The sequence below is a fragment of the Roseateles paludis genome, from assembly GCF_039872745.1.
GTDB classification, from domain to species: domain Bacteria; phylum Pseudomonadota; class Gammaproteobacteria; order Burkholderiales; family Burkholderiaceae_C; genus Pelomonas; species Pelomonas paludis.
Genome location: NZ_JBDPZD010000006.1, coordinates 90,495 through 104,288, shown reverse-complemented (window position 1 = coordinate 104,288; position 13,794 = coordinate 90,495). Strand labels below are relative to the sequence as shown.

Sequence of the window (13,794 nt, the reverse complement as noted above, 5' to 3'; positions counted from 1 at the left end):
GCCGATACTCGCGGGCATGTTCCGCATCGTGCTCGTCCACCCCGAGATCCCGCCCAACACCGGCAATGTCATCCGCCTGGCGGCCAACACGGGCTGCGAGCTGCACCTGATCGAACCGCTCGGCTTCTCGATGGAAGACCGCCTGCTGCAGCGCGCCGGGCTCGACTATCACGAGTACACGCGTACACGACGCCACGCCAGTTGGGAGGCCTTTCTCGCCAGCGAAGCACCGGCGATGGACCGGCTCTTCGCCTTCACCACCCGGGGCAGCCAACTGCTGAGCGAGATGCATTGGCGCGAGGGCGACTGGCTGGTGTTCGGCAGCGAGACGGCCGGTCTACCCGCCGAGCTGCGCGACAGCTTCCCGTCTGCGCAGCGCGTGCGCCTGCCGATGCGAGAGGGTCAGCGCAGCCTCAATCTCTCCAATGCCGTCGCCGTGGCCGTGTTCGACGCCTGGCGGCAGAACGGCTATCTGGGCGGCTCCTAGGAGCGCTCGGATTCCGCGCGCGCGCCGCGCCCCATCAGCTGCTCCACCGCCTGCCAAGGCGTGAGCCGCCCGGCCAGCAGCGCCACGACGGCCGCCGTGATCGGCATGTCCACCGCCAGCGCTTGGGCCCGCGCCAGCACCGTCGGGGCGCTGTAGACACCCTCGGCCACATGGCCCAGCTCGGCCAGCACCTCGGGCAGGCTGCGGCCCTGCGCCAATGCCAGTCCCACGCGGCGGTTGCGGGACAGATCGCCCGTCGCCGTCAGCACCAGGTCCCCGAGGCCTGACAAGCCCATGAAAGTGTCCGGCTGCGCGCCCAGCGCCAGGCCCAGTCGCATCATCTCTGCCAACCCGCGCGTGATCAGCGCCGCCCGGGCGTTGAGCCCTGGCGCCAGCGGCGCATCGGCCCGCTGGCCCAAGCCGTCGCAGATGCCCACGGCAATCGCCAGCACGTTCTTCACCGCGCCACCCACCTCGACACCCACCGGGTCGCCCGAGGTGTAGATGCGCAGCCGCTCCGAGTGCAGGGCCGTGACGGCGAGCTGCGCCAGCCCCTCGTCGCGGCTCGCCGCGACCAAGGCGGTCGGGCGCCCGGCGGCCACCTCCTGCGCAAAGCTCGGGCCCGACAACACGCCTACGCGCAGTTGCGGCCCCACCTCGCGTGCGATCTCGTGGCCCAGGCGCCCGGTGCCGGCTTCAAAGCCCTTGCAGAGCCAAAACACGCTGGCCGCCGCCGGGAGCCGCCCCAGCGCCTCGCGCAGACCCGCCATGGGCGTGCCGATGATGTGCAGGTCCGCCTTAGCAAGCGCCTTGTCGGCGTCATGCGCCACCGCCAGCGAATCAGGAAATGCGGCGCCTGGCAGGTAGGCCGCGTTCACCCGCTCGGCGGCCAGGCGCTGCGCCACCGCGGGCGAGCGGGCGCAGAGCGTCACCGCGTGCCCGGCCTGGGCGGCCTGGATCGCCAGGGCCGTGCCCCAGGCACCGGCGCCAACCACCTGGATCTGCAGCGATTGCGTCATGGGCAGCTCATTGAGGGCCAGAAGGCACAACGCCCCACCGAGGTGGGGCGTGCGGGCGGGTCAAATCATCAGTTCAGGGTTTGCGGAGCAGCAGCGGCTTGCTGAGCCTGTTGTGCCTTTTGGGCCTCGTACAGCGCCTGGAAGTTCACTTCGGCCAAGATCACCGGCGGGAAGCAAGCACGGCTGCACACGTCCGAAACGATGGCGCGCACATAGGGGTAGATCATCTGCGGGCAGACGATGCCCAGCAGGCCGTCGAGCTGCTGCGCGGGCACATTGCGGATTTCGAAGACACCGGCCTGCTTGGCCTCGATCAGGAACATCGTGCGATCGCCGACATGCGTGTTCACGGTGGCCGTGACCGTCACCTCGTAGATGCCTTCCGAGACGGCTTCGAAGCCCAGCGTCAGGTTGATGTCCACCTGCGACTGCGACTGCTCGGTGAAGATGCCCGGCGAATTCGGTTGCTCCAGCGACAAGTCCTTCAGGTACATGCGCTGGATCTGGAACATCGGCGTGCCTTCAGGAGCGGCAGCGGGCGTGGCGGGAGCGTTGGTCTCGTCGGACATGGATGGCTTTCAAAGAAAAGCCCGCTGGACCGGAGCGCCGCGGGCGATAGCAGGATTATCCAGCACGACCCTGCAGGGCCTGCGGACACCTCGATGGGGGGCTGTCAGCTGGCCTGCAGCAACGGCATCAGCTCGCCGCGCTGATCGAGCGCGATCAGCTCGTCACAGCCGCCCACATGCGTGCTGCCGATGAAGATCTGCGGCACCGTGCGGCGGCCGGTCAGGTCCATCATGGCCTGGCGCTCGGTCGGGTTCAGGTCGATGCGGACCTCCTCGATCTGCGCCACCCCACGCTGCTTCAGCAGGGCCTTGGCCCGCAGGCAGTAGGGGCAGACCTGGGTGGTGTACATCTTCACGGCGGCCATGCTCAGGCTCCCTTGCGTTCCACCGGCAGTTGCGCCTCACGCCAGGCACGCGTCCCGCCCGTCAGGGCCTGCGCGTTTTCGTAGCCGGCCTTGCGCAGCAGCGCGGCGGCCTTCCCAGCGCGTGCGCCGCTCGGGCACACCACCACCAGGGGCAGCGCCTTGTTGGACGGCAATTGCTTGTGGCCTTCCAACTGGCCAAAGGGCACATTGCGCGCCCCGGCCACGTGCTCCTGCTCAAACTCGGCCGGCTCGCTCACGTCGATCACGACGCCCTTCTCGCGGTTGATGCGCAGCACCGCTGCCGACGTCGTCAGCGTCCCGCCGGTGGCGCTGGCCTGTAGGCGCGGCCAGGCCAGCATGCCGCCCGACAGCAGGGCCGCCATGATGTAGAACCAGTTGTCGATCAAGAACTTCAAGCAGGGCCTCACGCGGCAGGACTCGGGGCGCAAATTATCGACGCCCGTCCGCAAGACCCAACACCGGGCACGGACAAGCCCCACTCCGTCACGAAGCAATCGGCCCTTGCCCCACCCGGAAGCCCGGCCCACGGGGCACGCGGCCGGCCAACGCCCCGGCTTCCTACAATTTGCCCCTCATCCACCCTCACCCAAGCCCCGCTGCCCCATGTACAAGCTCGTCCTCATCCGCCACGGCGAATCGACCTGGAACCTTGAAAACCGCTTCACCGGCTGGACGGACGTGGACCTCACGCCCACCGGCGTGGCCCAGGCCAAGCAGGCCGGCCAATTGCTGAAGGAAGCCGGCTACGACTTCGACATCGCCTACACCTCGGTGCTCAAGCGTGCTGTCTGGACGCTCTGGTACGCCCTCGAAGAAATGAGCCGCACCTGGCTGCCCGTGCGCCACTCCTGGCGCCTGAACGAGCGCCACTACGGCGCCCTGCAAGGCCTCAACAAGGCCGACATGGCCAAGCAGTACGGCGACGAGCAGGTGCTCATCTGGCGCCGCAGCTACGACACCCCGCCGCCGGCCCTAGAAGCGACCGACGCCCGCTGCGAGCGCAGCGACCGCCGCTACAGCGCCTACAACGCCGAGGTGCCTCTGACCGAATGCCTCAAGGACACCGTGGCCCGCGTGCTGCCCTTCTGGAACGAGACCATCGCCCCCAGCATCAAGTCTGGCCAGCGCGTGCTCATCGCCGCCCACGGCAACAGCATCCGCGCCCTGGTCAAGTACCTCGACAACATCGCCGATGACGCCATCGTCGGCGTCAACATCCCCAACGGCATCCCTCTCGTCTACGAACTCGACGCCGACCTGAAGCCCATCAAGAGCTACTACCTCGGCGACCCGGCAGCCGCTGCTGCTGCGGCTGCCGCTGTTGCCGCGCAAGGCAAGAAGGCTTGATCCACAAGCCGGGGCCCAGTCAGCGTTGGCGCTTTGCCGCCAACCTTGACTGGCTCTACCCCGAGCACGCTTACCTCGACCGCTTTGAGGCCGCCCGCCAGGACGGCTTTGAAGCGGTCGAATTGCTTAGGCCCTATGGCTTTGCAGTCGACGACCTGCAAGCCCGCTTGGAGGGCCTGCAGGTCGCCCTCATCAACGCCCCCGCCGGCGATTGGGACGCCGGCGAGCGCGGCCTGGCCGCTCTGCCTGGCCGCGAGGCCGACTTCCGCGCGGCGGCCGCTCAGGGCTGGCTGCTCGCCCAGCAACTCGGCTGCCCGCTGCTGCACCTGATGTCCGGCATCGCCGAGGACACGCCTGGGACTCGCGCCACCTGGCTCGCCAATCTGAGCTGGGCGGCCCAGCACGCCCCGGCCGGCCTCACCCTCAGCATCGAGCCCATCAACCGCGTGGGCATGCCCGGTTACTTCCTGCACCGGCAGGCCCAGGCGCACGAGTTGCTCGACCTGCTCGACACCGAGCGCGTGAAGCTGCAGCTCGACCTGTACCACTGCCGCATCAGCGAGGGTGGTGAATCGCTCAACCACTTGCAGCATGCGCTGGCGCTGAACCGCTTGGGCCATGTGCAGCTCGCGGGCGTGGCTGCGCGGCAGGAGCCGGCGCCGGGTGAGTTCGCGGCCGAGCTGGTCTGGCTCGGCACGTCAGGCTGGGCTGGCCACGTGGGCCTGGAATACAGGCCCGCAGGCGCCACCAGCACTGGCCTGGGCTGGCTGCATCACCCGTATTGAGGACCCGTAGCGGCACCCTCGCCGCTACCATGCCCGGCATCCACCCTTGGGAGGGCCCGCCTCATGGAGTTCCAGCGCGAACCGCTGCCTGACCATCAACTGCCTGGCGTGGTGATGGGCTTCCTGCTGAGGCAGGGTGATCAGCCCTTCAGCACCTACGACCTGCAACGTACCCTTGAGGAGGCCGGTGCGACAAACGCGGCACAGCTCGCGCAGTCGATGCTGCGTGACCTGGTTGACAGAGGCCTGCTGGTGCGCAACCAATCAGGGCACTACGAATCGCGGCTGCCGCGCGCCTTCGGTGGCGGTGGAGGCCGAGGCGGTGATGGTGGCGGCAACGGCAACACCCCCGAGGGCGAAGGCGACCCCGCGCGTGGCCTGCGCGAGGTACTGAGCCACCCTTATCTCCTCAGCTACGCCGCCGAGGACTTTGACGCCGCACTGAGCAACGCGCTGACGAGGATCGAGCGATGAGCGCCGGCTCCACCCTGGCCTTGCTGGCCGCCAAATGCGCGCCGCGCGTGTTCGACCTCTCCAGCGACCTGCGCAACGTCAGCATCCGCGACCAGGTGGTGCGCGCGCAATTGCTGGTGCGCGAGCTGCTGCAGGAGCCCGAGTGCCGGCGCGTGCTCATCGTCGGCGCCGGCGTCGCCGGTGTGGCCGCTGGCGCTGCGCTGGCCGATACCGGTTGCGAAACCCTGCTGGTGGAACGCAATGCCAAACCGCTCTCGCTCCAACGGGCCTGCACCTGGCGTTATGTGGGTCCCTTCATGTACGAATGGCCCTCCAGCTTCTTCGGCGACCAGAGCTACCCGCCCACAGGCACTGACTGGCCCCACGCACCGGCCGCCACACCCACCTGGACCAGTGCCGTCCCACTGACCGCGTCGGCCTTCGCGAGCCAGATGCTGACCTGGCTGCAGGGCCTGGTCCGGCCCCCGGCGGTGCTCACCGGTATCGACCCTGCGGAGGTGACACGCTACGTCCAGGCCTTTGTCCAGCACTGGCGGGCGCAGCACGCAGCCCCGGCGCCCTTCATGCAGCGTCCGAACTTGCCACTACTCGGTCTCTACGGAGACATCTGGCTCGGCAAACTCAAGTCCGTTTACTTCGATGCCGACTACGTCATCCTGGCCGGCGGCATGGGGCATGAAGGCGTCGAGCTGACCGACCCCGTGCTGAAAAAGGGTTTGGGCGTCAGCGGCCCAGGCTTTTGGACTGAGCCGGATGCTTTGCAAGCCGCCTCGACGGCCGACGAGGCGACAGGCGTGTTCGGCGGCGGCGATGGCGCCCTGCAAGACGTGCTGCGCGCGCTCACCCCCTTCGATCACCCATTGCAGATGTGGCAGGCGCTGCGGCAGCACCACGCCGGGCTGCAAACCAAGCTCGACGCCGAACTGCCCACGCTCAGCGCGCTGGAGCAGCAACACCGGCTGGTTGCGGCCTGGCACCCGACGCAGGACAGCGCCCGCTCAATCACCATCGATGCCGCCTGCCAACGAATGGCAGGCCGGCTGGCGGGCGATACCCTGGTACAGCAGGCCATCGAGTCCTGCCTGAGGCGTGGCAGCGGCCGCGTCGATCACTTCGTGATGGAGCGGCACTTCGGCAAGGCCTATCTGCTGAACCGTTTCCTGGTCCATTTGATCGCGGAATGCGTCGCAAGGGGCGCGATCACGCCAGCCTGCATGGCCTACCGGCGGCATCTGGGCGGCCATGCCGTGGCCGCCCGCGAGCCTGGCTCCAGGCGCCGATTCGAAATCAAGGTGCAGCACCCGCATGGCGTGCTGGACCACCACTTCGACCACCTCGCCGTGCGCTTCGGGCCCAAAGGTGCCCCAGCCCGCCAACTCGTCACCCTCAGCAAGGACGACCAGGCCTGGCGCACCAGCCTCAGCGGCCTGCAGTTGCCCTTCGTGGTGCCGGACTAAGAGGACACCAGTGCCTCGCGCAAGCGCAGCTCCAGCGCCTGCGCCAGGGCGCGGCGCTCCTGGCCGACGGATGCTTCCGCCGGCAGCACCGAGACCACCACCCTCAGCCCCCGCGCCGTCACCACCCGCCACAGGCTTTGCGCCAGCGTCGTGTCGCCGACGAACTGCGCGGCCGTTGAGAAGCGCTGCCCGGGCTCGTGCCAGCGCAGCAGCACCGGCAGCACCGGCGCTTCGATGCTCACGGCCGCTTGCAGCAGGTTGGCGTGAAAGGGCAGCAGTTCGGGGCCGGGGCCGGTGGTTCCTTCGGGGAAGACGGCGACGGCATCGCCGGCCTTGAGGGCGTCGGCGGTCTGGTGCACGACCCGCATCGCGTCACGCTTGCTGGCGCGTTCGATGAAGAGCGTGCCGGCGCCATCGACCAGCAGCCCGACCACCGGCCAGTGCTTGACGTCGGCTTTGGAGACAAAGCGCACCTGGGGCAGCACGGCGTGCAGGGCGGCGATGTCGAGCCAGGAGACGTGATTGGCCACCACCAGGTGGCCGGCCAGCGAGGCGGGCGCCGCGCCTTGCACGCTCAGCTCAACGCCAAAGATCACCAGCAGTTGCCGCGACCAGGCCTGGATGTGCGCGTGGCGCTCGGCGGGGCTGCAGCGCTTGAAGCGCCGCGCCACGATCCAGAGGCCACCGGCAATGTGCGGCAACAGCCGCAGCAGGCGCCAGACGCCGACGAGGGCTCGCATCGGCGCGGTCAGGCAGCGTCGAAGGCCACCTGCCCCGCCACCAGGGTGCAGCGCACGCGGGCCGGCAGCTCGACGCCGCTGATCGAGAAGTCGAAGGGCGTGTGCTTGCTCTGGCTGCGCAGCTCGCCTGGCATCACCTGCCAGGGCGCGTTGGGGTTGAAGACGCAGACATCGGCCACGCCGCCCACCACCAGGCGGCCGGCGCTTTCGCCCAGCGAGCCCAGCGCAGGGCCCAGCACGCGCACCGGCGCGGCGGTGACCACCGCGAGCGACTGCGCGAGCGAGAGCCCAGCATCCTGGCCCCAGCGCAGGGCCAGGCCCAGCAGCAGTTCCAGGCCCGTGGCGCCAGGCGTGGCCTCGGCGAAGGGCAGGGTCTTCTCGTCGGCCGTGACGGGCATGTGGTCGCTCACCAAGGCGTCAATCGTGCCGTCGGCCAGGCCGGCGCGCAGGGCATCGCGGTCACTGGGTTGGCGCAGCACCGGTGTCACGCGGAAGGCCGAGTTGAAGTAGCCGATGTCGCGGTCGGTCAGCATCAGGGAGTTGATGGACACATCGGCCGTGATGGGCAGGCCCTCAAGCTTGGCGGCACGCACCAGTTCCACGCCCTTGGCGCTGGACAGGCGGCACAGGTGCAGGCGGGCGCCGGTGGCGCGCACCAGCTCGAAGGCCGTCTGCAGCGCCAGGGTCTCGGCCATGGCCGGCACGCCCGAGAGGCCCAGGCGCGTGGCCACCGAGCCGCTGGCGGCCACGCCGCCACTGAGGAAGCCATCCTGCGGGCGCAGCCACACCGTGTAGCCAAAGGTGGCCGCGTACTGGAAGGCGCGCAGCAGCACCTGCGTGTCCTTGATGGGCACCTCAGCCTGCGAGAAGCCGATGCAGCCGGCCTCGGTCAGCTCGGCCATCTCGGTCAGGGCCTTGCCTTCCAAATTGCGCGTCAGCGCCCCGAGCGGGAAGAGCCGGCAGCGCGACAGCTTGCGGGCGCGGAACTTGAGCATCTCGACGAGGCCCGGCTCGTCGAGCACAGGGTCGGTGTCGGGCGGGCACACGAGGCTGGTCACGCCGCCAGCGGCTGCCGCCGCAAGCTCGCTCTCCAGCAGGCCTTCGTGCTCGTGCCCTGGCTCGCGCAGGCGCGCCGCCAGGTCGACAAGGCCCGGCGCCACGACCAGGCCCGCAGCGTCGATCACGCGATCAGGCTCGAAGGCGCCCACGTCACCCAGGCCGACGATGCGGCCGTTGGCGATGGCGAGGTCACCGCCCTTGTCGAGGCCGGTGGCGGGGTCGATCAGCCGGCCGTTCTTGATGAGGATCTTCATGCGTCGTTTCCAGCCAGGATTGCCATGACAGCCATGCGGACGGCGATGCCGAAACTGACCTGCGGCAGGATCACGCTCTGCGCGCCGTCGGCCACGGTGGAGTCGATCTCCACGCCCCGGTTGATGGGCCCGGGGTGCATGACGATGGCATCGGGCTTGGCGAGCTGCAGCTTCTCGGGCGTGAGGCCGAAGGCTTTGAAGAACTCGCCACTGCTTGGGAGCATCGCGCCGCTCATGCGCTCGTTCTGCAGGCGCAGCATGATGATGACGTCGGCATCTCGCACGCCCTCGGCCATGTCGTGGCAGACGCGCACGCCCATCTCGCGCAGGTCGCCCGGCACCAGGGTCTTGGGGCCGACGGCGCGAATCTCGGGCACGCCGAGGATGTTCAGCGCATGGATGTCGCTGCGCGCCACGCGCGAGTGGACGATGTCGCCCACGATGGCCACGGTCAAGTTGCGGAAGTCGCCCTTGAAGTGGCGGATGGTGTACATGTCCAGCAAGCCCTGCGTGGGGTGCGCGTGGCGGCCGTCACCGGCGTTGACGACGTGCACGTGCGGGGCGCAGTGCTGGGCGATGAGGTAGGGCGCGCCGCTCTCGCTGTGCCGCACGACGAACATGTCGGCGTGCATGGCGCTGAGATTGGCGACGGTGTCGAGCAGGGTCTCGCCCTTGGCCGTGCTGGAGCGCGCGATGTCGAGGTTGAGCACATCGGCCGAGAGCCGCTTGGCGGCGATCTCGAAGGTGGTGCGGGTGCGGGTGCTGTTCTCGAAGAACAGGTTGAACACCGACTTGCCGCGCAGCAGCGGCACCTTCTTGACCTCGCGGTCGTTCACCGAGAGAAAGCTGCTCGCGGTGTCGAGGATGTGGGTGATGACCGTCGGCGGCAGGCCCTCGATGGAGAGCAGGTGGATGAGCTCGCCGTGCTTGTTCAGCTGCGGGTTGCGTTTACTCAGCATCAGCGCTCTCCCGGGTCTTGAGGTGGAAGCCGAAGCGGCCTTGCTCGGTCTTCTCCAGCCGCAGGCTCACGCCCGGCGCCAGGCTGACGCGCGCGGCCGAGAAGGCCGGCTCGATGGGCAGCTGGCGCCCGCCTCGGTCCACCAGCACGGCCAGTTGCACGCTGGCCGGGCGGCCGAAGTCGAACAGCTCGTTGATGACGGCGCGCGTGGTGCGGCCGGTGTAGAGCACGTCGTCGATCAGCAGGATGGGCCGGCCCTCGACCTCGAAGGGCAGGCGCGTGGGGTCGCTGCCATGCACCATGCCGCGCGAGCCGAAGTCGTCGCGGTGCAGGCTGCTGGAGATGACGCCGGCCACGCCAAGGTTGAGGTCAAGCGCCAGGCGCTCGGCCAGCCAGGCGCCGCCGCTCCAGACGCCCACCAGGGCCATATCGGGCTGAAGCAGGCGCTCCACCCCGCGACGCAGGTCGAGGTACAGGGCCTCGGCGTCGAGTAGCAATTCATTCATGAGCTTGTCTCTCTCAGGAACTGTTCAAGGATCAGGGTTGCGGCCCCGGCGTCCACGTCATCGGCGCCCTGGCTCTCGGCCTCGACCGAGGTGTAGCGCTCGTCCACCTCGAACACCGGCAGATGGAAGCGCCCGGCCAGGCGGCGGCCAAAGCGCTGGGCCTTCTCGGTCATCTCGTGCGGGGCGCCGTCGGGGTGGCGCGGCACGCCGATGACGAGGCCCTGCGGCTCCCATTCGCGCACCAGGCGGGCGATGTCATCGAAGGCCGCGTCGCCGCCTCGCAGGCTGCCGCGTGGCTCCACCACGCTCATCAGGCGCGTGCCCGAGGCCACGCCGATGCGGCGGGTGCCAAAGTCAAAAGCAAGAAAGGACTGAAGGGACGCCGCGGAGCCTGCCACAGGCTTCATGCGTGCCCCGCGTCACTGCTGAGCATGCGGGGGTCGATGCCCAGCAAGGCCAGCGCACGCTCGTAGCGCTGCTCGACCGGCGTGTCAAAGATGATGTCCGGGCTGGCGTCCACGGTGATCCAGCCATTGCGGCCGATCTCTTCTTCCAGCTGGCCGGCGGCCCAGCCGCTGTAGCCCAGGGTGACCAGCACACGGCGTGGGCCGGCGCCACTGGACAGGGCTTCGAGCACATCGCGCGAGGTCGTCATCTCCAGCCCACCGGGCACCGACAGCGTGGCGTTGTAGTGGCCACCACTGGCATCTAGCGGCTCGTGCAGCACAAAGCCGCGGTCGGTCTGCACCGGGCCGCCATAGAAGACCGGGCCGGCCGAGCGCTCGTCGTCGGGTGGCGTGAGTTCGACCTTCTCGAACAGGCCGCCCAGCGTCATGGAGATCGGCTTGTTGATCACGAGGCCCAGCGCCCCGTTCTCGTTGTGCTCACAAAGGTAGACCACCGTGCCCGCGAAGGTCTCGTCGGCCATGCCCGGCATGGCGATGAGGAACTGGTTGGTCAGCACGATGCGGTCAGGGGGCATGAGGGCATTTTAGTTGTCCGACACTTCCCGCATGAGCACTGCATTGGTATGGCTGCGCCGCGACTTGCGGCTGCATGACTCGGCGGCCCTGGCCGCCGCCACGGCGGAGGCCGAGCGCGTCTGGACGGTGTTTGTCTTCGACACCACCATCCTCGCGCCCCTGCCCAGGCAGGACCGGCGGGTGGACTTCATCCACGCCGCCGTGGCCGACCTGCATGCCCGCGCCGGCCTGCTGGTGCGGGTGGGCGACCCGCGCCAGATCATCCCGGCCCTGGCACGCGAACTGGGCGTGGACGCCGTGCACGCCAGCCACGACGACGACCCAGCCGCCCTGGCGCGCGACGCCGAGGTGGCGGCCGCCCTGCCCTGCCCGCTGCACACCTGCAAGGACCACGTGGTGCTGGAGCGCGCCGAGGTGCTGACCGCTGCCGGGCGGCCCTACACCGTCTTCACGCCCTACAAGCGCGCCTGGCTGCAGCGGCTGCGCCCGCAGGACGTGGCCGAGCGCGTGGTGCGGGCCGAACGCCTGGTGCGCGGCCAGGACGCCCTGCCCAGCCTGGCCGACCTGGGCTTTGAGGCCAGCGACTTGAGCCCCGCCGTGGGCCGGGGCGAGGCCGGCGCCCAAGCCCTGCTGGCTGACTTTCTGCCCCGCATGGACCGCTACGACGAGACGCGCGACTTCCCCGGCATCAAGGGCCCCAGCTACCTGGGCGTGCACCTGCGCTTTGGCACGGTGTCGGTGCGGGAGCTGGTGCGGCTGGCGCAGTCGCACAGCTCAGGCGGCGCGCAAACCTGGCTGTCCGAGCTGATCTGGCGCGACTTCTATCACCAGCTGCTGCACCACTTCCCGCACGCCGCACGCCTGCCCTTCAAGCCCGAGTACAGCGCCGTCAGCTGGGACGACAACGAGGCCTTCTTCGAGGCCTGGTGCCGGGGCGAGACTGGCTACCCGCTGGTGGATGCCGGCATGCGCCAGCTCGCGCAGACGGGCTATATGCACAACCGCCTGCGCATGGTGACGGCCAGCTTCTTGACCAAGGATCTCGGCATCGACTGGCGGCGCGGCGAGGCCTGGTTTGCCCAGCTGCTGCTGGACTTCGATCTGGCGGCCAACAACGGCGGCTGGCAGTGGGCGGCGTCCACGGGCTGCGATGCCCAGCCCTGGTTCCGCATCTTCAACCCGGTCACGCAGAGCCAGAAGTTCGACCCCGAGGGCCGCTTCATCAAACGCTACTGCCCCGAGCTCTCACACCTGGACGCCAAGCAGATCCACGAGCCCTGGCTGCATGGCGGCCCGGCGCCCATCGTCGACCACGCAGCCGCGCGCGAGCGCACGCTGGCGCGCTTTGCCGTGGTCAAAAAAGATCAGAGCTTGTAGACGCCGCAGCCGATCAGGAGATCGCCGGGCAGCGGGCGGACGAAGGACACCTTCTCCAGCACCTCGCCCGTCCCGGGCCGCACGGTCTGGTAGTCCACCCAGCCGCCGCCTTGGTCGGTACAGGCAAAGCCGTCGCGCAGCAGGTGCTCCCACTGCAGGCCACTGACCTGGCGCAGGTGCCCGCCATGGAAGCTGGGGTTGGGGCCGAAGGCGGTGAAGATGCCGCTGCGGTCGAAGATGAAGATGTACATGTCGCGGTCGAAGAACTCGCCGGACTTGTCCACCAGGCGCGGCACCGCAGCAGCGAGTCCCGAACGCTTGATCAGGGCAACCGCCCGCTCGACCATCTGACGCGCCTCGTCCGCGCTGCCCTGGCGCAGGCGCAGGCGCTGGGCGGCTGCCGTGAGTTCGTCGGTGCGCGCGTGCAGTTCACGCGCCGCGCGGGCCGAGGCAGCCACCATCTCGGCATTGCGCTGGGTCAGGTCGTTGGCGCCTTGAACGGCCTGGGCGATGCGGTTCAGGCTTTGGGCCTGGCCCGCACTGGCGGTGGCCATCTCACCCATGTCGGTGGACAGGTCGCGCACGCCATCGACGATGTTGCTGAGCGTTTGGCCCAGGGTTTCGATGCCGCGCACGCCCAGGTCCACCTGCTCGGCGGAACGGGCAATCAAACGCTTGACCTGGGCGGCCGACTCGGCGCTGCGCTGCGCGAGCGAGCGGACCTCGGACGCCACCACGGCAAAGCCCCGCCCTTGCTCGCCCGCGCGCGCGGCTTCAACGGCCGCATTGAGGGCCAGGATGTTGGTCTGAAAGGCGATGCTGTCGATGACGGCGATGACGTCGCTCATCTCGCGCGAGCTGGCCTCGATCTGGCGCACCTGGGTCACCGCCTCTTGCATCAGCGCCGCGCCGGACTCGGCCGCTTCGCGCACGCGGGACGACACCTTGTGGGCCGAATCGGCGCGTTGCGCAGCCGTTTGCATGCTGTCGCCCAGCTGCTGCACCTGACTCCAGGCCTGGTCGAGCTGGCGCGCTTGCTCCTGGGTGCGCTCGTCGAGGTGGCGCACATCGTCGGCCAGCGACTCGCCAGCCATGGCCACGATGCTGGCGTTGTTGCGGATCTGGCCCACGCGCCCGGACAACGAGGCGCACATGGCGTTGAAGCGCTCAATCAGGCCCCGCCCATCGTGACTGTCCAGGCTTTGCGACAGGTCGCCGCGCGAAGCAGCGTTCAGGCCTTCAACCAGTTCGGCACTTTCCACCGCCCGAGAGCTGCCCCACCAGCGAGCCCCCGACTTCTTTGCCGACGCATTCAGTCCCATGCCGTCTCCGCGATCCATGCGAGAACACAAGGCCGGCAGGATAGGAGCGCGCAGCCTGGCAGGCGCGCGGT

General features: G+C 69.1%; 17 protein-coding genes. 6 read left to right on the top strand and 11 right to left on the bottom strand.

Annotation, left to right across the window (positions count from 1 at the left end; genetic code table 11):
* The first annotated feature begins 16 nt into the window (after positions 1–16).
* Positions 17–487: a tRNA (uridine(34)/cytosine(34)/5-carboxymethylaminomethyluridine(34)-2'-O)-methyltransferase TrmL gene (gene trmL / locus ABDJ85_RS17395; RefSeq protein ID WP_347706061.1), complete on the top strand. Its 471-nt coding sequence runs from the start codon at positions 17–19 to the stop codon at positions 485–487.
* Here trmL and ABDJ85_RS17390 read toward each other — a convergent pair.
* The 4 genes from ABDJ85_RS17390 to ABDJ85_RS17375 form a co-directional block, all read right to left on the bottom strand.
* On the bottom strand, positions 484–1,494 hold the full coding sequence (locus ABDJ85_RS17390; protein WP_347706218.1) for an NAD(P)H-dependent glycerol-3-phosphate dehydrogenase: 1,011 nt from the start codon (positions 1,492–1,494) through the stop codon (positions 484–486). The two genes, trmL and ABDJ85_RS17390, sit on opposite strands and share 4 nt — an antisense overlap.
* 80 nt (positions 1,495–1,574) lie before the next feature.
* A complete protein-coding gene (gene secB / locus ABDJ85_RS17385) occupies positions 1,575–2,075 on the bottom strand; it encodes a protein-export chaperone SecB (RefSeq protein WP_347706060.1) in 501 nt (166 codons plus the stop codon).
* A 104-nt stretch (positions 2,076–2,179) separates the two neighbouring features.
* Positions 2,180–2,440: a glutaredoxin 3 gene (gene grxC / locus ABDJ85_RS17380; protein WP_347706059.1), complete on the bottom strand. Its 261-nt coding sequence runs from the start codon at positions 2,438–2,440 to the stop codon at positions 2,180–2,182.
* A gap of 2 nt (positions 2,441–2,442) precedes the next feature.
* Complete coding sequence (locus ABDJ85_RS17375; protein WP_347706058.1) at positions 2,443–2,856, bottom strand: rhodanese-like domain-containing protein; 414 nt, start codon at positions 2,854–2,856, stop codon at positions 2,443–2,445.
* Between the two features lie 208 nt (positions 2,857–3,064).
* On the opposite strand from ABDJ85_RS17375, the gene gpmA reads away from it, so the two are divergent.
* From gpmA to ABDJ85_RS17355, 4 genes are all read left to right on the top strand, one after another.
* The gene (gpmA, locus tag ABDJ85_RS17370) at positions 3,065–3,808 is read left to right on the top strand and encodes a 2,3-diphosphoglycerate-dependent phosphoglycerate mutase (protein WP_347706057.1); all 744 of its coding nucleotides are present in this window, start codon (positions 3,065–3,067) and stop codon (positions 3,806–3,808) included.
* Positions 3,805–4,593 carry a hydroxypyruvate isomerase family protein gene (locus tag ABDJ85_RS17365; protein WP_347706056.1) on the top strand — a complete coding sequence of 263 codons (789 nt, stop codon included), beginning with the start codon at positions 3,805–3,807 and terminating at the stop codon, positions 4,591–4,593. The genes gpmA and ABDJ85_RS17365 overlap by 4 nt, the downstream gene beginning before the upstream one ends.
* Before the next feature lie 63 nt (positions 4,594–4,656).
* Positions 4,657–5,067 carry a hypothetical protein gene (locus ABDJ85_RS17360; protein WP_347706055.1) on the top strand — a complete coding sequence of 137 codons (411 nt, stop codon included), beginning with the start codon at positions 4,657–4,659 and terminating at the stop codon, positions 5,065–5,067.
* Positions 5,064–6,524, top strand: coding sequence for an FAD-dependent monooxygenase (locus ABDJ85_RS17355; protein WP_347706054.1), 1,461 nt, complete (start codon positions 5,064–5,066; stop codon positions 6,522–6,524). The genes ABDJ85_RS17360 and ABDJ85_RS17355 overlap by 4 nt, the downstream gene beginning before the upstream one ends.
* Here the strand turns inward: ABDJ85_RS17355 and ABDJ85_RS17350 are convergent.
* From ABDJ85_RS17350 to ABDJ85_RS17325, 6 genes are read right to left on the bottom strand one after another with little or no spacing between them, the layout of a single operon-like run.
* The gene (locus tag ABDJ85_RS17350) at positions 6,521–7,264 is read right to left on the bottom strand and encodes a lysophospholipid acyltransferase family protein (protein WP_347706053.1); all 744 of its coding nucleotides are present in this window, start codon (positions 7,262–7,264) and stop codon (positions 6,521–6,523) included. The two genes, ABDJ85_RS17355 and ABDJ85_RS17350, sit on opposite strands and share 4 nt — an antisense overlap.
* Positions 7,265–7,272: 8 nt before the next feature.
* A complete protein-coding gene (locus ABDJ85_RS17345) occupies positions 7,273–8,577 on the bottom strand; it encodes a dihydroorotase (RefSeq protein WP_347706052.1) in 1,305 nt (434 codons plus the stop codon).
* Complete coding sequence (locus tag ABDJ85_RS17340) at positions 8,574–9,536, bottom strand: aspartate carbamoyltransferase catalytic subunit (RefSeq protein ID WP_347706051.1); 963 nt, start codon at positions 9,534–9,536, stop codon at positions 8,574–8,576. The genes ABDJ85_RS17345 and ABDJ85_RS17340 overlap by 4 nt, the downstream gene beginning before the upstream one ends.
* Complete coding sequence (gene pyrR, locus ABDJ85_RS17335) at positions 9,526–10,041, bottom strand: bifunctional pyr operon transcriptional regulator/uracil phosphoribosyltransferase PyrR (protein WP_347706050.1); 516 nt, start codon at positions 10,039–10,041, stop codon at positions 9,526–9,528. The genes ABDJ85_RS17340 and pyrR overlap by 11 nt, the downstream gene beginning before the upstream one ends.
* Positions 10,038–10,448 carry a Holliday junction resolvase RuvX gene (gene ruvX / locus ABDJ85_RS17330; protein ID WP_347706049.1) on the bottom strand — a complete coding sequence of 137 codons (411 nt, stop codon included), beginning with the start codon at positions 10,446–10,448 and terminating at the stop codon, positions 10,038–10,040. Before ruvX ends, pyrR begins: the two co-directional genes overlap by 4 nt.
* Positions 10,445–11,023, bottom strand: a complete 579-nt coding sequence (locus ABDJ85_RS17325) for a YqgE/AlgH family protein (protein ID WP_347706048.1) — start codon at positions 11,021–11,023, stop codon at positions 10,445–10,447. Before ABDJ85_RS17325 ends, ruvX begins: the two co-directional genes overlap by 4 nt.
* A gap of 31 nt (positions 11,024–11,054) precedes the next feature.
* Here ABDJ85_RS17325 and ABDJ85_RS17320 point away from each other — a divergent pair, with 31 nt between their 5' ends.
* Positions 11,055–12,401 (top strand): cryptochrome/photolyase family protein, encoded by a 1,347-nt coding sequence (locus ABDJ85_RS17320; RefSeq protein ID WP_347706047.1) that lies wholly within the window; start codon positions 11,055–11,057, stop codon positions 12,399–12,401.
* Here ABDJ85_RS17320 and ABDJ85_RS17315 read toward each other — a convergent pair.
* On the bottom strand, positions 12,389–13,663 hold the full coding sequence (locus ABDJ85_RS17315) for a methyl-accepting chemotaxis protein (protein WP_347706046.1): 1,275 nt from the start codon (positions 13,661–13,663) through the stop codon (positions 12,389–12,391). The two genes, ABDJ85_RS17320 and ABDJ85_RS17315, sit on opposite strands and share 13 nt — an antisense overlap.
* Positions 13,664–13,794 lie beyond the last annotated feature (131 nt).